This window comes from Mesorhizobium sp. LCM 4576, from assembly GCF_001854815.1.
In the GTDB taxonomy this organism is placed as follows: domain Bacteria; phylum Pseudomonadota; class Alphaproteobacteria; order Rhizobiales; family Rhizobiaceae; genus Mesorhizobium; species Mesorhizobium plurifarium.
The window spans coordinates 63,236-80,861 of record NZ_MDDT01000009.1 but is presented as its reverse complement, the minus strand read 5'-3'; the positions used below and the strand labels follow the sequence as shown (position 1 = coordinate 80,861).

Here is a 17,626-nt window from a genome sequence, read left to right as displayed (position 1 = left end):
TCAAACTTGGCCGGCCCGACATGTTCTCCGATTCCAGTGATGATGAAGTCGTGCGGCGGCCCGGTCTGATCGGCAACACCAAGGTGACGCGCGAGGACTGGATGAACCTCGCGCTGGAGACGTTGATCTCCGAGGGCGTGGAGGCCGTGCGCGTGCTTGCGCTCGGGCAGAAGYTGAACGTCTCCCGGTCCAGTTTCTACTGGTACTTCAAGAGCCGCCAGGATCTGCTCGACCAGCTGCTGGATTACTGGCGCAACAACAACACGCGTTTCATCGTCGAGCAGGCCGGTCGGCCRGCCGCGTCGATCACGCAAGCAGTGCTCAATGTCTTCGAGTGYTGGCTGGATGAGAAGCTGTTCAATCCGCGGCTGGATTTTGCCGTGCGCGCCTGGTCGCGCCAGTCCGCAAAAGTGCATCGGATCGTCAACGAGGAAGACGATACACGGGTCGATGCCGTCCGCGCCATGTTCTCGCGGCACGGTTATGCCGACACGGAAGCGTTCGTGYGGGCGCGCGTGCTCTACTTCACGCAGATCGGCTATTACTCGCTCGAGATCGTCGAGCCGGTCAGCAACCGTCTTTTCCTGACGCCTGCCTACCTGCTCACGCACACCGGCAAGGAACCTCGCGCAGGCGAGGTCGAGGCCTTCGCCGAAAAGATGCTGCTGAAAAGCCCCGGCTGACCAGCCCGCCGTCCGCGATCACGTCAGTTCAGGTCGCGTGGAAACTCCTTGACCTCCTCGCGGTCGACCACGACCTCGTCACCGGCGCGCGCGACAAGATGCGTTTCCATGCGCCAGACATCGCGCAATGCGCGCACCGTGGCGGAGACCGAAACACGGGCGTTCCAGTCGCCGCGCGCATAGGTCTTGTCCCAGGTCACGGTCCCGCGCGCCGAGTTCGGATCGTCCGGATGGATGGTGAAGACTTCGGTCTGCCTGGCAGAGAGGGTGATGCCGGTATGCGGGTGACGCACCGTGCCGCCGTCGACGACGACCGTATAGCTCGTCTCGCCGGTGATCTGGTCCGTGGTCACCTCGCGCCGGAAAGGCTCGCCTGCCTTGATCACGTCCTGCGCCATCGGCGTGGCGCTTTCCGGTCCCTCGAATTCCGGGAGCGTCTTGTCGAGCGGCTGCGGCTTTCGTACCRGCAGGATCAGCCTGCTGCCGGCGCAATGGATCGACAGCGTCGCGTTCTCCGGCCCCGGGAAGACGATCGGCCAATGCCCGGTGGCGACAGCGAGCCGGATGCGCTGGCCCTTCTCGAAGCGCTGGCCGCAGCAGCGCAATTTCAGGCGCACCGTCTCGACTTCGCCCGGTGTCATCGGCTTGAGATCGAGATCGTCATGCCGATGCGTGAGGTTGAGGATGCCGTAACTGACGCGCGAGGCCGCGCCATCTTCCAGCACCAATGACAGGGTCGCGGAGATCAGCGCGACCGGCTTGTCCGAGGCGAGCTTCACCTCGAATTCCGGGAAGCCGAGGATTTCCACGGCCTCCTCCAGCGGCTCGGTTTCAAAGACGAGCGCGTTGCCGGCTTCCATGCGCTGGTCGACCGGCAAGGTCGGCAGGACACCGTAGCCGCACCACGCGCCCGACGACAGCCCCGCCGTCGAGGGCGAGCGGATATTCAGCACGTCGTTGCTGGCGCCGTCTTCGGCAAGTCTGCCGGGCGACAAGGCAAGCGTATGTTCGCCTACGCCGGSTCCCGGCCAGGACGGCTCGGCCACCCACCGCCCGGGGCGCTCGTCGTAGATGGCGGCCGGAGCCGCCGGGTCCTGCATCCAGGCGCGCAGCATGGGTTCGTCGGCGATGCCTGTGTCGATGCCCTTGAGATACTGGTCCCACCAGCGCAAACACTCCTGGAGGAAGCCCATGCGTGGCCCGGGCATGGCGAAGWGCGGATATTTGTGACCCCACGGGCCGATCAGTCCCTTGCGGATGCCCGRCAGGTGTTCAAGCATGCGGAAGATCGGGTTCGGGTAGCCGTCCGCCCARCCGCCGACGGCGTAGACCGGGATCTCGACGTCTGAGTAGTCCTCGCAGATCGAGCCATGCTTGTAGAAGTCGTCGCGGCGCTGGTGCTCGAACCAGTCCTGCATCCAGATGCCGTTGCCGTCGAGGCGTCCCTCCCAGAGCTCGCGCCAGCGTTCGCCGACGATCGCCGGATCGGGCGGCGTCATGGCGATCGCCCAGGCGGTCGTGYCCCACATCAGATTGTCGCACATCTGCGCGCCGCCGAGATAATGGACGTCGTCGTTGTAACGGTCGTCCGTGGAGCAGAGAGAGATGACCGCCTTCAGCGCCGGCGGCCGTCGAGYCGCGACCTGGAGCCCGTTGAAGCCGCCCCAGCTGATGCCGATCATGCCGACCGTGCCCGAGCACCAGGGCTGCTTCGCCAGCCATTCGATGACGGCGAGGCAATCATCCTGTTCCTGCTTCAGATATTCGCCCTTGCAGACGCCTTCGCTGTCGCCGGTGCCGCGCATGTCGACACGCACGCCGGCATAGCCGTGGCCGGCGAAATAGGGATGGGTGAGCGCATCGCGCTCCACCGTTCCATCGCGCTTGCGGTAGGGCAGGTATTCGAGGATGGCCGGCACCGGATCGGCTTCCGCGTCCTCCGGGAGCCAGATGYGGGCGGCGAGCTTCACGCCGTCCGGCATCGGGATCCACAGGTTCTCGATCTCGCGGATCTTGCGCGGGAAATCGGTGACCACGTGGATATCTTTCATCGGACGGACCTTCTCTTAACTTGCGGCGATTGCCTCGACGGCGCTGGAGCCGGCATTGAGCGGGAAGTGACAGGTAAGCCGGCTCGAGCCGACCACGGACGGGGCGGGAGCCTGCGTCCGGCAGATGTCCTGCGAAAATGGGCAGCGTGTGTGGAACTCGCACCCCGAAGGCCTGTCGAGCAGCGACGGCACCTCGGCCGGCAGCGCGATGCGGTTATGCACCTTGTCCGGATCGGGCTCGGGGTTCGCGGACAGCAGCGCCGCCGTGTAGGGATGATGCGGCGCCCGGAAAATCGCCTCGGTCTCGCCTTCCTCGACGAAGCGCCCGAGATACATCACCGCCATCCGGTCGGCGATCTGGCGCACGACGTGCAGATTGTGCGTGATGATGAGCATCGACAGGCCCATGCGGTCGCGCAGGTCGTTGAGCAGGTTGAGCACCTCGCCCTGGATCGACACGTCGAGCCCGGCGGTCGGTTCATCGGCGATGATCAGCTCCGGGTCGAGCGCGACGGCTCTTGCGACGCCGACCCGGCGCGCCTGGCCGCCGGAGAGCTGGTGCGGATAGCGGTCGGCGAAATCGCGCGGAAGTCCGACCAGGGCGAGCAGCCGCTCGACCTCGGCTTCGAGGCTGCGGCCGGACAGGCCGTGGATGGCGAACGGCTCCGCCAGCAATGAACGGACGCTGAGGCGCGGCGACAGCGAGCCGACCGGGTCCTGGAACATCATCGACATCTTGCGCCGGAGCGGCTTCCAGTCCTTCTTCGGCAGGTCGCGCAACTCGCGGCCCTCGAAGCGGATCGAGCCGCTCGCGGCCGGCTGCAGGCCGTCGACGGCGCGCGCCAGCGTGGTCTTGCCCGATCCGGATTCGCCGACCAGCGCCAGCGTCTGGCCGCGCTCCAGGGTGAAGCCGACGCCGGAGACGRCTTCGATTTCCGTCCGCCGGCCGGCCAGCGCGCTCATCATGCCGCCGATGYGGAAGCGCACGCGAAGTTCGGAAACGGAAAGCAGGGGTTCCGTCGTCATGCGGCCGCTCCGGCCGTCTCGTCGGTATGCCAGCACCGCGCGACGTGAGACGCGCTCACCGCCCTATCGGGCGGCATCGTGGAGCAGACATCGTCCGCGAACTCGCAGCGTGCCTGGAAAACGCAGCCCTTGGGGCGGTTGCGCAGGTCCGGCAGCGTGYCGGGAATGGTGGGCAGCCGCGGCTCGCGGCGCGAGAGCCTCGCCGGATCGCAGTCGAGCAGCTTCTTCGTGTAGGGATGGCGTGGATTGTGGAAAATGTCGCGGGTCGAGCCGCGTTCGACCACTTCGCCGGCATACATGACGATCATCTCGTCGCACAGCTCGGCGATGACGCCGAGATGATGCGAGATGAACAGCACCGAGCAGCCGATCTGCTTCTGCAGGTCCTTGAGCARCTCGATGATCGCGACTTCGAGCGTGGCGTCGAGAGCCRTCGTCGGCTCGTCGGCGATGAGCAGCGAGGGGCGCATCAGCAGCGCCATGGCGATCGCGATGCGCTGCTTCATGCCGCCCGAGAATTCGTGCGGAAACTGCGCCAGCCGGCGCTCGGGATCGGGGATGCGGACCTTGCGCAGCATCTCGACGGAAAGCGCGTCCTTCTCCTTGCGCGACAAGCCGGAGCGGTACTGGATGTCGCGCATCTGCTTGCCAACGGAAAGCACCGGGTTCAGCGCCCCCATCGGGTCCTGGAAGACGGTTGCGATCTTCTGGCCGCGCAGCGCCCGCATGCCATTGCCGTCGAGATGGACGAGATCGCTTTTGCCCTCGAACAGGATCTGGCCCGCCGTGACCGCGCCATTGTCGGCGAGYAGGCCGAGAACGGCGTTGATCAGCGTCGATTTTCCGCAGCCCGACTCGCCGACGACGCCGACGATCCGGTTCGCCGGCACCTCCAGGCTCACCTTGCGCAGCGCCTGCAACGTGCCGGCTTCGGTGGCGAAGTCGACGCTGAGGTCCTTGACGTCGAGGACGGTCATTCGCGCCTCTTCAGCCTGGGGTCGAAAACGTCGCGCAAGGTCTCGCCGAGGAAGGTGAAGCCGAGCGTGGTGAGGATGATCGGCAGGCCGCCGGCGACCACGATCCAGTATGAATCGCGGATGTTGACGAAGCCGTCGTTCAGGATCGCGCCCCAGCTTGGCAGAGGTGGCCTGACGCCGAGGCCGAGGAAGCTCAGGCCCGCCTCGATCGCCACGACGACCGGGATGTCCATCGATGCGAGGATGAGGATCGGGCCGATGACGTTGGGCAATATATGGACGGTGAGGATGCGCGCTGTGCTCGCGCCCATCGAGCGCGCCGCCATGACATGCTCGGCGGATTTCAGGACGAGCGTCTGTGTCCTGATGATGCGGGCGTAGCCGGGCACGTTGACCAGCACGACCACGATCAGCACCGCAAGCAGCGACGGTCCGGTCAGCGTGACCAGCGTGAGCGCCAGCATCACGGTCGGGAAGCTCTTGATGGCATCGAAGAGCAGGAGCATCAGATTGTCGAGCCAGCGCGGCCCGTAGCCGGCGATGAGCCCGAGCACGATGCCGCCGATGAGCGACAGTCCGGTCGCGCCGAGCGCAATGGCGAGCGCGATGCGGCCGCCATGGAGCACGCGCGAGAACAGGTCGCGTCCGAGATGGTCGGTGCCCAGCAGGTGCTGCAGGCTTGCGGGCGCGAAACGCTCGGCGGGGGCGAGTTTGGTCGGCGGATAGCTGGTCAGCACGTCGGCGAAGAGAGCCGATAGAACGACAATCACGACCAGGGTGAGGCCGAATGCACCCAGCGGCTCGCGAAGGATGCGCCGAAGCACGCGGCCAGCCTTGCCGATGCGCTCGCGCGGCTGTCGCTCAATCAAAGCTTGTTCTGACACGGGGGTCCAACGCACCAATGAGGATGTCGGCGAGAGCGTTCACGACGACGAAGAAAGCGGTCGTCACCAGCACGGCGCCGGTGACGACCGGATAGTTGCGCACCGAGATCGCCTCGTAGACCAGCTTGCCGATGCCGGGGCGGGCAAAGACGATCTCGGCGAAGACAGCGGAAGACACCATATTGCCAATGCCGACGCCGAGCAGCGTGACGGTCGGCAGGATGGCGATCCGCAAGGCGTAGGAATAGGTGATGCGCCGATCGGTCAGACCGAAAGCGCGCGCGGTGCGGATGTGGCTGGCTTCCAGCGTCTCCAGCATGGAAGCGCGCACCATGCGCGCGATGTAGCCGACCCAGCCGACGCCGATCGCGAGCGACGGCAGGGCAAGATGTTTCAGCTGGCTGGCGAGATTGCCGGGCTCGCCCGCGCCGATGGCCGGCAGCCACTGCAGGGCGACGGCGAAGATCAGCAGGGAATAGATCGCGATCACGAAGGATGGCACCGCGATCACCGCGACCGACAGGACGCCGATGACGCGGTCGACGAAGCCGCCGCGCCGCACCGCCGCGATGCAGCCCAGCGGAATGCCGAGCAGAACGGACCATGAGATCGCGCCCGCGATCAGCGCCAGCGTGTAGGGCAGCTGCTCGAAGACGACGTCCAGCACCGGCCGCCCGGACAGGACTTCGGTGCCGAGGTCGCCGCGCAGCGCGGAGAAATAAAATCTGAAGAACTGGATCCAGATCGGCTGGTCCAGCCCCATGCGGCTGYGCAGGGCCTGGACCATCTCGGGCGTAGCGCGCGGCCCGAGCGCCACGGATGCCGGATCGCCTGGGATCACATAGATCATGGCGAACAGCATCACCATCGCGACGCTCACGATGATGATGCCCAGGCCCAGTCGTTTCAGCGCATAGCGAAGCATCTCAGGAGCCGGCCGATCCGCCCCGCGCCGTGCCGTCGTCTTGCATCACGTCAGGCAGGTTTGAAGTCCGCGAAGCAGGGCTCGCCATTCGGCTTGAGGCCGGCCGCCACGCTCTTGCGGTACATCACGCCGGTGACCTCATGGGTGAGGAAGACGTAGCAGCCGCTCTCCTCCATCAGGTCCTGCATCTTCTTGTACATGACGTCGCGCTTGGCCGGGTCGAGCTCGATCTTGCCTTCGGTGACCAGCTTGTCGAATTCCTCGCTGCTGAACTGCTCCCAGTTCCACTCACCGATCTGGCTGGTCGTGTACCACTCCGTCGCCCAGCTCGGGTCGGGCTGCATCGAGAAGCGGGACAGCACCATCTGGAGCTTCTTGTAATAGGGGTTTTGCTTCGACCCCAGCGTCCAGAACGTGCCGCTGTCGTTCTGCTTGATCTCGACGTTGATGCCGATGTCCTGCAGGTTCGCCTGCACGACCTGCGCCGCCGACAGGCGCTCCGCCTTGTTGAGGATGTCGAGCGTGACCGTGACGCCGCTGGCGCCGGCCTTGTTGACCAGCTCGCGGGCCTTGTCGGGATCGTATTCGAAGAGGTTCTTCTCGCGGTGGCCGATCAGGCCAGGCGCGATGATGCCGGTGGAGGTGGCGGCGGCGCCGAAATAGGCCGCGTCCACCACGGCCTTGCGGTCGACGCCGTACTGGACGGCGCGGCGCAGGTCCGGATTGTCGAAGGGCGCCGCGATCTGGTTCATGCCGAGCCAGACGAAGGCGAGCGACGGCTTCTCGACCACGACGGTGTCGGCCGGCGGCGTTTCCTTCAGCCGCTTGATCGAAGACACGGACGTCCAGGTATAGTCGAGGTCGCCCGCCTCATAGCCGAGCTCGGCGGTCTTTTCGTCCTCGATCGGGTGGACGTGGATCTCGTCATAGCCGCCCTGCTCGTATTTCCAGTCCGGGTTGCGCACGAGCACGGTGCGCTGCTTGGGCGTCCATTCCTTGAGCAGATAGGGGCCCGACTGCGCCACGGGCTTCACGCCGAGCTTGCCACCGGCCTCGGTCACGGCGCRCTTGGACAGGATCGTGCTCGACGGCGTCGGCAAGGTCGAGGTCCACAACGGCGCGAACGCCTTGTTCAGATGGATGATGCCGGAGAGCTTGTCMTTGACCTCGACTTCCTTGAGCGTCGCCCAGTCGCCCGCATAAGGGGACTTGTTGGCGGGATCGGCGAGACGCTCGATCGAGAACTTCACGTCCTCCGCCGTCATCTGGYCGAAGCCGTCGGTGAAGCCGATATTGTCGCGCAGCTTGAAGGCGATGGTGAGGGGATCGAGCTGCTCGATCTTCTCCACGGCCATCGGCTTCCAGCCCCAGCTGTCGCCCGGCGTGGCGACGACAAGGCCGGCGAAAATGACATTGGTGATGTCGCCTTCGGGTGCGGCGAGACGAAAGGCCGGATCGAGCGTCTGGATATCGCCATATGAGCGCACCCTGAGGACGGATCCCGCCGCCTGGGAGCGTTTGGTGGAATAGATCAGCGAGGCGAGGCCCAGAGCCCCGGCACCGGCCAGCACCCCACGGCGCGTTATGTTGATGTTCGCGGCTTTGATCATTGCTCTACCCCTCTTGCTTATGGTGTCCGCCGGCGCCGGCTTATTTGCGGGAGACCCTTCCAGAGGTCCCCTTCCGATCAGCCTGCCCCGGCTATACACATATGTCTAGTGAAAAAAATGCATCATCTGTCGCCGAACCGGACGCCTTTTCCGGTTATCGGAGATCGACGCGACGGCTGTTCCGATCGACTATTTCCAGATCTCGCGCGCCAGCCGCATGAAGTTGCCGCCCATCACATYGCGAACCGTGCGCTCCGGCTGACCGCGGCGCAGCAGGACCTCGATGAGTTCTTTCGTCTGAGCCGGGCTCGAGTAGGTGGTCTTGCCTTCGGGATATTCGTTCTTCGGCCAGAAATGTGGATTGCTGGAGATGATGTCCTCGATGCCCTCGACCTCGACCGGGAAAGCATAGTCGAGCCCGATGCCGACATGGCGCGGGCCGGCGAGGTCGATCAGATATTCGAYGTGGTCGGCCAGCCGTTCGGAATCCRTGCGGCCCTCGCCGAGGRAGCGGTTGAGGCCGACGACGCCGATGATGCCGCCGGTTCGGGCRCAGGCCTTGATCTGCTCGTCGGTGATGTTGCGCCCATGGGCGCAGAGCGCCTTCGGATTGGAGTGCGAGAAGATCACCGGCCGGTCGGTATATTCCATCACATCCATCGTGGTGCGATAGCCCGTGTGGGTCACGTCCACGAACATGCCGAGACGGTTCATCTCGTCGATCACCTGCCGGCCGAAAGCGGTGAGGCCGGTGTCCTCGTCGTGGCACCCGCCGCCGGCGAGGTTGTTGCGGTTGTAGGCGAACAGCATCTGCCGCACGCCGAGGCGATGGTAGAACTCGACCATTTCGATGCGGCCGTTCAGCGCGTTCATACCTTCGATATCGAAGGTGACCGCCAGCTTGCCTTGTGYCTTCGCGGCGAGGATTTCGTCGGTCGATGAGACGAGCRTGTAGTCGGCCGGGCGCGCCAGGATCCAGTGCCGGAAATAGGCAAGCGTGGCGACCGTCTTTTCCCAGGGCAGGAGATCGAAGCCGACATCGATGGAAAGATAGTCGACGCCAGCGTCGCGCCAGATCCRCAGATTGTTCAGATCGGCGGCCGGGTCGGGCATGAAGCCGGAATGCGCATCCCAGATGACTTCGCTCTTCAGGATCGACTGGACTTTGTCGTCAAGGCTCATCGCGTCTCTTKTCCGGATTGTTTCGCCGTCTTCGAAATCTGCGCATTCCGATCGTGGCGGGTCAACCGCCCATCGTGCCTTTAAGGCCGCTGGTCCAATCTAATGTACACCGGTGTCTAGACAATGCGCCGGCTGCCGTTATGGTTAGGCCCGTGAGCTTGCTATGGCGATAGCGCCAGGGTGAGCGCGATGCTGGGAAGTCGAGATGAGTAGGATGCGGAATTCCGGATCTGAGGGCGTGCCGGTTGCCGGCCGGATGTCCCGGGATTTTCGCTCCGCCGCGGAATTCGCTGAGGCACGGGGCCTCTACGCCGCCCTTTTCGGGCTGAACGGGCACGTCTTCGCGGCCCGCTCTCTTTGCGGYCATGCCTCCAACGAGGCGGTGTTTTTCATCGGCCAGAGCTTCGAGGGCGGCCTCGACAGCGCGCCGGTCAGCCGTCTCTACCAAATGCGGCGCGGCGATCACCCGCCAGAACGGCTCAACGATGCGGAGACCCGGCAAATCTGCCTTGCGCCGGACGGGCAGGTCCTGGCGGTCGCCTACGCCGGTGGAGAGCCGGGCGTCGACYRCATCGAGATCTGGTCCGCCGGCGAAGGCACCGCCGTGGCGGATGTGCCCGGCCGGATCGAGCTGATCGACTGGTCGCCCGACGGCCGGAAGCTGCTGCTGGTCGTTGCCGGCACCGGCGCGGACCTCGCCGGCATTCACGGCGGCTACGCGCAGAAGCAGAACACGGATGCGCCCGCATGGCTGCCGGAAGTCGGTTGGGGCGAGGGTGAGGACCTTTGGCGCCGGATTTGGCTCTGGGATCTGAAGGCCGATCCTGCGCCGCTCACATCGGCGCCTGTCAATGTCTGGGAAGCGAGCTGGTGCGGCGCCGACAAGATCGCCGCGGTGACCAGCGATGACCATGGCGAAGGCAGCTGGTATGCGGCGAAGCTTTCGCTCATCGACGCGAAGTCGGGATCGGTGAGGCTTCTTCACACGCCGCGCGACCAGATCGGCGTTCCTCGCGGCTCGCCCGACGGTGCCCRCATCGCCTTCATCCAGGCCTTCTGCAGCGACCGTGGCCTCGTTGCCGGGCAGCTGTCGATCCTCGATCCGGCGGACGGCGAGCTTGCCATCGTCCCGACCAATTCGATCGACGTCACGTCGATCGAATGGCGCTCCGCCACCAGCTTGCACATCGCGGGCATTCGCGGCCACGAGACGGTGGTGGCCGATTACGATGTCTTCGGCGCAGGCGTGACCGAACGCTGGTCATCCACCGAATTGACCTGCGGCGAGTGGGCGCCCTCCAGCGTGCCGGTCGGGGCCGCGGGCTCGCTCTTCATCGCCGAGGCCTATGACCGGGCTCCGTTCCTTGCCGAGCTCGCCGACGGCGAACTGCGAGCGATCGCTTCGCTCATGGCGCCCGACGCGCGATCCGCGATGGCCGGCCGCGGCAAGGCCGAGCCATTCTCCTGGAGGGCCGCGGACGGACTGGAAATCCAGGGCTGGCTTGTCCGCCCGCCGGTGGCCGGGCCGACGCCGCTGCTGGTCGATATCCATGGCGGGCCTATCTCGTCCCATCGCAACCGCTGGATGGCGCGGACGCGTTCCGCACCGCTGCTCGTCTCGCGCGGCTGGACGATTTTCTTCCCCAATCCGAGGGGCAGCACGGGACGCGGGGACGCCTTCGCCCGCGCCGTGCAGGGCGATATGGGCGGCGCCGATGCCGGCGACATCTTGAGCGGCATCGACGCCCTGGTGGAGAAAGGCCTGGTCGACTCGGACCGCGTCGCCGTCACCGGCACCAGCTATGGCGGCTTCATGTCCGCATGGTTGCCGACGCGCAGCGACCGCTTCGCCGCTGCCATTCCGATCTCGCCCGTCGGCGACTGGTACAGCCAGCATCGCACGACGCAGATACCGGAATTCGACGCGCTGATGCTGGAATCATCGCCCTGGGAGGAAGGCGGYGCCTATTTCGCCCGCAGCCCCGCCTTCTACAGGCAGCTCAAGAGCGTGCCGACGCTGGTCATGGCCGGCGGCATCGACAAGAGCACGCCGCCAGGACAGGCGCTGGAGTGCCATTTCGCCGCCCTGCGCTCAGGCTCGCCAAGCGCGCTCGCGACCTATCCGAACGCCGGCCACAGCCTGCGCGGTTATCCGGAATATATCGACACAGCCGCCCGCATCGTCTGGTGGCTCGACACCTATGTTGGCGGTCCTTCGGCCGCGACGATCTAAGGAGGAAGACAAATGCCGGCAGCAACCAACAGCAAGCATATCGTGGTCGTGGGTGGCGGCATCATCGGCTGCTCCACCGCCTATCACCTCTTGAAATCGGGCGTGAAGACCGTGACGCTCGTGGAGGCGACCGAGCCCGGCGCGGCAACGACCAGCGCCGGCGCCGGCTTCGTCTCSCATTGGTCGGCCGGCATGATCCCGGCCGGCGAGGAAGGACTTCGCCTGCAGCAATACGGCCTCGACTTCTACCGTATGCTGAGCGAGCTCGGCACCGAGATCGGCTACCGGCCGAACGGCACGCTGATCATGGCGCTCACGCCGCAAGGGCGCGAGGATTTCGTCATGCCGGTGCTCGGCTCGCCCTATGCGCCGAAGGAGATGCAGGATCTCAACGCCGCGCAGATCGGCGAGAAGATGGGCGGGCTGGTCGATCCGGCCAAAGTTCACTCCGGCGCCTACAACCCGCATGGCATCCAGCTCGACACCAAGCTGGCGCTTGGCGTGCTGGTCAGCGAGATCAAGAGGCTCGGCGGCGTCGTGCGCGACAGGACCAGGGTGCGGAAGATCAGCGACGTCGGCGGCAAGGTCACGCTCGAGACCGACCGCGATGTCATCGAGGCCGATGGCGTGGTCGTGGCGGCGGGCGCCTGGAACAACGAGGTCCTCGCCAGCCTCGACTGGCACCTGCCGCTGCTGCGCGTCCTGGCCACGCGCGTGGTCACCGACGATCGAGGCTTGCCTTCGACATTGCCGACAATCCAGTGCCGCGAGCTCAGGCTTTGGCTGCGCGAGACCTTCGGCGCCATCATGTGGGGCACGGGCAGCCACTACACGCCGATGCATCGCCTGGAGGAGAGCGAGCTCGAACCCGGCCAGCCGCATAACCGCGAGCTGATGCAGTCCATGGTCGATCAGCAGATGGAGAGGCTGCAGGATGTCTTCCCGCCGCTGCGCGGCTCGAAAGTTGCGAACTGGTCGCAGGGCATTCCCTGCTACACGCCGGACGTCGGCTTGATGGTCGGGCATGTGCCGGGCCACGCGAACATCGTCGTCGCCGGTGGCGACAACGAGACCGGCGTCAGCCATGGGCCGGGCCTCGGCAGGCTGGCCACCGAGATCCTGCTGGACACGCCGCGCTTGGTCGATCCGGCTCGGTTCAGGATCGACCRCTACGCACGCGATGCCTTCCCGAGCGAGGAAGATGTCGAGGCCTCGATGCCGGCGTGGAGCGCGCGCCACGGCRCCAGGCGTTTCGCCACTGCGGCGGAGTAACTGACGAAGGTCAGCGGGCCGTCGCGCTGTCGAGCAAAGCCTGCGCCACCATCTGTTCGGTTGGCGTCGCCTTCCTCCGGGTGACGATGTAGAACGCGTCGGCATGGCGGCGCGGAGTCTTGGTCAATTGCACCAGCTGCCCGAGCCTCAGCTGCTCTTCGACGAAGCCGGCCCAGGCGAGCGCTGCGCCGCGGCCGGCTATCGCCTCATGCATCATCGACAGATAGCTGGAGAATGTCGGACCGGGCAGGCTGCGGGCGGTGCCGATCCAGGATCGCCAATTGTCGATCGCGTCTTCGGGAGCGGCGAGATGCAGCAGCGGCACGTCGAGGAAGGCCGCCGGATCTTCCGAGGCCAGAGCAGGGTGCCGTTCGAGGAAGCCCGGCGAGCAGACGGGAAACCACTCTCCGTCGAACAGCTTGCGGGCGGCGAAGCCGGGCCAGAGCTCGGGGCGTCCGAAGCGTATCGAGATCCCTACCTCCGGACGGCCGAAATCGTCGGGGTTGCTGGAGGTCAGCAGCGTGACACGGCCATCCGTGACGAGCGAGGTCACGAGATCGAAACGCGGCATCAGCCACGCCTGGACGAGGTCGTAGCCGCTGGCGATGACCAGTGAGCCGTGATCGGCCTCCTGCAGGCGCGCGACAGTATCGCGGATCGCRCCCAGCCCGTCCCGTATCGCCTCGGCCAGCGCCGCGCCGTTTTCGGTCAGCGAGACGCGGTTGCCCTTGCGCGCCAAAAGGTCGAGCGCGAGCCGCTTTTCCAGGTTGGCGATGTGGCGCGACACGGCCGATTGCGCAATGGCGAGCTCCTCGGCGGCGGCCGTCAGGTTGCCGCGTCGCGCGGTCGCTTCGAAAGCGACCATCGCGTTGAGCAAGGGGAGCGAGRCTTTGAGCGTCTTCATCGACGGCAAGAGTAGTCCATGACTTTTTGAGATGGAAGCCTGCCAAATCCATGGTTGATGAATGCTGCAATTCGCTGCAACCCTGATCAAAAGGCATTAGCCAGCCTTGGAGTCCGCCACCCTGGAGTCCGCAATGTATGCAAACGACAAGATGTTGTCCGGTCTCGATCGCGCGCGCGTTGTCAGGTTGATCGACGAGCATCGCAAGGACTGGTCGCTGCAGCAGGCCTTCTACCTCGACCCGGATATCTTCGCGCTCGAGCGCGAATTGTGGTTCCCTCGCCAATGGGTGATCGTCGCCCATTTGAGCGAGGTGCCGGAGAAGGGCAGTTACGTCATCCGTCAATTGTTCGACGAGGAGATCATCGTCGCCCGTCACGGCGATGGCGAGGATGACGTTGCCGCTTACTATAACGTCTGCACCCATCGCGGCTCGCGGCTATGCGTCAAGGATGGCCGCGGCAAGCTGCTGGTCTGCCCTTATCATGCCTGGTCCTTCCGGCTGACCGGTGAGTTGCAGACCCGGCGCGATCTGCCCGAAGGCGTCGACGGCGACAGTCTCGGACTRCACAAGGTGCCGACCAAGGTGATCGGCGGTCTGGTGATGTGCGGCCTTGATGCCGCCAGCCTGCCTGACATCGAGCCGGCGGCGGCCGGGCTGACCGATCTTCTGCGCGAGAATGGGGTCGCCGACGCGCGCATCGTCGCGCGCAAGAATTACCTGACCAAGGCGAACTGGAAGCTGGTGCTGGAGAATTTCCTCGAATGCTACCACTGCCGCCCGGCTCACCCTGAATATTTCCGCGTCAACGGCCATGTGAAGGTGACCGCCATGCGCGACGATTACAACGCCGCCGAATGGAAGCAGGAGATCGACGCCTGGCACAGCGTCATCGGCGACGCCGAATTCCACAAAGGCGTGTGGGAGCCTGGCGACCTGGACACGATGCCCTTCGCCATGCATCGCAAGCCGATCGGCTCGGGCCGTCTCACGCTTTCCGACGATGGCCAGCCGGTCTCATGCCTTATGGGTGGGCGCGGCACGTTCGACGGCGGCGAAAACGGCTTCCGGATCGGCCGGCTTTCGTTCCTCAGCGCGCCCAACGACTATCTGACCATGTTCCAGATGATCCCGCGCAACGCCAACGAGACCGACGTGATCCTGACATGGCTGGTCGACAAGGATGCCGAAGCGTCGGTCGACGTCGACAAGATTTCGTGGATGTGGGATGTGACGACCGTTCAGGACAAGAAGATCACGGAAGACAACGCCGATGGGATCGCTTCGCGCGCCTACCGCCCTGGGCCTTATACGCCGCTGGAATCGCAGACCGCCTTTTTCATAGAGACCTATCTTTCGCAGATGCGCGCCCTGATCACCGGCGAGCGCAGGGACGAAGACGAGGCTTGGACGGCGCCGTCACAGCTCTACGCCTCGCCGCAAGCAGCCCGCAAGACGCGCAAGTTTGGTCAAGCCGCATCGTAGGTGTTGTGACGGCGATCCGATGATCGTCGTGYGCCGTGGCCACAACCCTTGCAACGGTGCGGACGGTATCRGTGCCGTGCCGGGCCGTGCGTTGYCCAGCCAGACCGTCACTGCGCAACGCCGCTGAGGTCGGCGTAGCCTGCCGAGGCCAGTCCGCGTCAGCGGTTGCGCGCATTCCAAAGTCTACTCTGCAGCCAAGATCCTAAATGGCAGCTTTGCCATCGCAGACATCTGTTGCTCCACAGGCGCCTGAACGCGGAGTGCGGTCAGGGCAGCCGAATGCAGTTTCTCTGCGCCCTGGATCGCAAACGACTCAAACGGGATTGCATCCGGAATGCTCTTGTTGTACGAACGTTCAACAAGGCATTGACGAGYACCCGCCGTGGTACGGACCGAGTTTCCCTTTGCCGTCGAAACCGTCGATCCATATTGGATCGCGCTGRCAGACGGCACGCGAATCGCCGCCACCGTGTGGCGCCCGCGCACCGACGCCAAGGTGCCTGTGGTGGCCGAAATGGTGCCTTATCGGCGCCGCGACGGCACCGTTGCCCGCGACATAGACATCCACCCCTGGCTCGCCGGCCACGGCATCGCCTGCGCCCGCATAGACATTCGTGGTTCCGGCGATTCCGATGGCGATCTGGCCGACGAATATCTGCCGCGCGAGCAGGAGGACGCCTGCGAGATCATCGCGCATCTGGCGGCGCAATCCTGGTGCAACGGCAATGTCGGCATGGGCGGCATTTCCTGGGGCGGCTTCAAYGCGCTGCAGGTCGCGGCGCGCCGGCCGCCGGCGCTGAAGGCCATCATCGCCAACTGCGCCACCGACGACCGCTACGCCGACGACATCCACTATATGGGCGGCGCTCTGCTCACCGAGCAGGAAATGTGGTCGAACTTCATGCTGGTGAAGAAGGCGATGGCGCCCGACCCGCAGATCGTCGGCGGCGCCTGGCGCGCCATGTGGATGAGCCGGCTGGAAGCGACACGCTCGCTGTCGGAAATCTGGCTCGCCCACCAGCGCCGCGACGACTACTGGCGGCAGGGTTCGGTCTGCGAGGATCATGCCGCGATCGAATGCGCGGTCATGGCCATCTGCGGCTGGGAAGACAGCTATTCGAACTTCGTGCCGCGCCTGCTTGAACATCTGCCGGGGCCGAAGCTCGGCATCGTCGGGCCGTGGTCGCATGCCTATCCCTGTCGCGGCGCGCCGGGTCCGCTGATCGGCTACCTGCAGGAAGCGCTGCGCTGGTGGCGTCATTGGCTTTGCGGGGAAGACACAGGCATCATGGACGAACCGCTCTACCGGGTCTGGATCACCGGCGAGGAGCGGCCGCAGCCTTTCTACCTCCCGGATCATGCCGGCAGTTGGGCGGCCGAGGACCAATGGCCGTCACCGCGCATCGAGCGCCGCGTCTTGCATCTGAACGCCGCCGGACTAAGCGGCGGAGCCGCGCTGGGCGCCACGCTGTCGGTACGTTCTCCGGCGACCGCCGGCCGCGACTGCGGCCGCTGGGGCGGCTATGGCGGCTCGTGTCCCGACATGCCCATCGACCAGCGCCGCGAGGACGGTCTGGCGCTGTGCTTCGACACCTTGCCGCTCGAGCATGACCTGACCCTGCTCGGGGCGCCCGAGCTCGATCTTCTCGTCAGCGTCGACCAGCCGCATGTCAACCTTGCCGCCCGTCTTTGCGATGTCTATCCCGACGGCACCTCGGCACTGATGACCTATGGCGTGCTCAACCTCAGCCATCGCGACAGTCACGAGCATCCGACGCCGTGTCCGGTCGGAACGCCGTTCCGCGTCAGGCTCAAGCTCAACGATTTCGCGCGCACCATACCCAAGGGGCACCGCGTCCGCCTGGCGCTGGCCAACCAGCATTGGCCCATCCTGTGGCCGCAACCGAAGCTTTCGCTGCTGTCGGTCGCGAGCGGYGACAGCAAGCTGGTTCTTCCGGTGCGGYCCCCGTCGCCGCGCGACCGCGATGTCCGTTTCGAGCCGRCCGAAACCGCGCCGCCGGTCCCGACCACGACGCTGGACGAAGGCTTCGACCGTCGCATAGTCACCGACGATGTCGGCTCGGGCCTGCAGATCATCGCCTTGACCTCGGACCATGGAAGCAGGCGCTACGACGATCGCGCCATCACCGTGTCTTCCGCCAACAGCGACACGATGAGCATCAGCAGCGGCGATCCGCTCTCGGCAAAGCTCGTTACCGAATATCGATGGGCGATTGCCAGCGCCGATGCCGACACCGAAGCGAGGGCGGTGACGGAGCTGACGGCGGATGAAACGCATTTCGACCTGAGTTGGCGTCTTGAAGCCCGGGAACGGGGCAAGCTCGTCCACAGCGCCTCGGCGACACGGCGCATCAGGCGCGATTTCGCCTGAA

13 protein-coding genes are annotated in these 17,626 nt (G+C 65.4%); 5 read left to right on the top strand and 8 right to left on the bottom strand.

What is annotated here, in order from left to right; all coding sequences use genetic code 11:
• The first annotated feature begins 20 nt into the window (after positions 1–20).
• The gene (locus tag LCM4576_RS04240) at positions 21–683 is read left to right on the top strand and encodes a TetR/AcrR family transcriptional regulator (protein ID WP_071030683.1); all 663 of its coding nucleotides are present in this window, start codon (positions 21–23) and stop codon (positions 681–683) included.
• A 23-nt stretch (positions 684–706) separates the two neighbouring features.
• Here LCM4576_RS04240 and LCM4576_RS04235 read toward each other — a convergent pair whose 3' ends face one another.
• The 7 genes from LCM4576_RS04235 to LCM4576_RS04205 all read right to left on the bottom strand — a co-directional run bounded on the left by LCM4576_RS04235 (position 707) and on the right by LCM4576_RS04205 (position 9,338).
• Positions 707–2,734, bottom strand: a complete 2,028-nt coding sequence (locus tag LCM4576_RS04235; RefSeq protein WP_071030682.1) for a CocE/NonD family hydrolase — start codon at positions 2,732–2,734, stop codon at positions 707–709.
• Between the two features lie 15 nt (positions 2,735–2,749).
• Positions 2,750–3,760, bottom strand: coding sequence for an ABC transporter ATP-binding protein (locus LCM4576_RS04230; protein ID WP_071030681.1), 1,011 nt, complete (start codon positions 3,758–3,760; stop codon positions 2,750–2,752).
• Positions 3,757–4,737: an ABC transporter ATP-binding protein gene (locus LCM4576_RS04225; protein WP_071030680.1), complete on the bottom strand. Its 981-nt coding sequence runs from the start codon at positions 4,735–4,737 to the stop codon at positions 3,757–3,759. The genes LCM4576_RS04230 and LCM4576_RS04225 overlap by 4 nt, the downstream gene beginning before the upstream one ends.
• Positions 4,734–5,606 carry an ABC transporter permease gene (locus LCM4576_RS04220; RefSeq protein WP_244508464.1) on the bottom strand — a complete coding sequence of 291 codons (873 nt, stop codon included), beginning with the start codon at positions 5,604–5,606 and terminating at the stop codon, positions 4,734–4,736. Before LCM4576_RS04220 ends, LCM4576_RS04225 begins: the two co-directional genes overlap by 4 nt.
• Complete coding sequence (locus tag LCM4576_RS04215; protein WP_071030679.1) at positions 5,599–6,546, bottom strand: ABC transporter permease; 948 nt, start codon at positions 6,544–6,546, stop codon at positions 5,599–5,601. Before LCM4576_RS04215 ends, LCM4576_RS04220 begins: the two co-directional genes overlap by 8 nt.
• Positions 6,547–6,596: 50 nt before the next feature.
• Positions 6,597–8,156, bottom strand: a complete 1,560-nt coding sequence (locus LCM4576_RS04210) for an ABC transporter substrate-binding protein (protein WP_071030678.1) — start codon at positions 8,154–8,156, stop codon at positions 6,597–6,599.
• A gap of 189 nt (positions 8,157–8,345) precedes the next feature.
• Entirely contained in the window at positions 8,346–9,338 is a 993-nt protein-coding gene (locus LCM4576_RS04205) for a dipeptidase (RefSeq protein ID WP_071030677.1), read from the bottom strand.
• 205 nt (positions 9,339–9,543) lie between these two features.
• On the opposite strand from LCM4576_RS04205, the gene LCM4576_RS04200 reads away from it, so the two are divergent.
• The gene (locus LCM4576_RS04200; protein ID WP_083361300.1) at positions 9,544–11,571 is read left to right on the top strand and encodes a prolyl oligopeptidase family serine peptidase; all 2,028 of its coding nucleotides are present in this window, start codon (positions 9,544–9,546) and stop codon (positions 11,569–11,571) included.
• A gap of 12 nt (positions 11,572–11,583) precedes the next feature.
• Positions 11,584–12,843 (top strand): FAD-binding oxidoreductase, encoded by a 1,260-nt coding sequence (locus LCM4576_RS04195; protein WP_071030675.1) that lies wholly within the window; start codon positions 11,584–11,586, stop codon positions 12,841–12,843.
• Between the two features lie 10 nt (positions 12,844–12,853).
• Here LCM4576_RS04195 and LCM4576_RS04190 read toward each other — a convergent pair whose 3' ends face one another.
• Positions 12,854–13,747 carry a LysR family transcriptional regulator gene (locus LCM4576_RS04190; RefSeq protein ID WP_071030674.1) on the bottom strand — a complete coding sequence of 298 codons (894 nt, stop codon included), beginning with the start codon at positions 13,745–13,747 and terminating at the stop codon, positions 12,854–12,856.
• A gap of 133 nt (positions 13,748–13,880) precedes the next feature.
• Between LCM4576_RS04190 and LCM4576_RS04185 the strand changes: the two genes are divergently transcribed.
• Together LCM4576_RS04185 and LCM4576_RS04180 are read left to right on the top strand one after the other, a co-directional pair.
• Positions 13,881–15,233: an aromatic ring-hydroxylating dioxygenase subunit alpha gene (locus LCM4576_RS04185; protein WP_041001946.1), complete on the top strand. Its 1,353-nt coding sequence runs from the start codon at positions 13,881–13,883 to the stop codon at positions 15,231–15,233.
• A 382-nt stretch (positions 15,234–15,615) separates the two neighbouring features.
• A complete protein-coding gene (locus LCM4576_RS04180) occupies positions 15,616–17,625 on the top strand; it encodes a CocE/NonD family hydrolase (protein ID WP_071030673.1) in 2,010 nt (669 codons plus the stop codon).
• Position 17,626 lies beyond the last annotated feature (1 nt).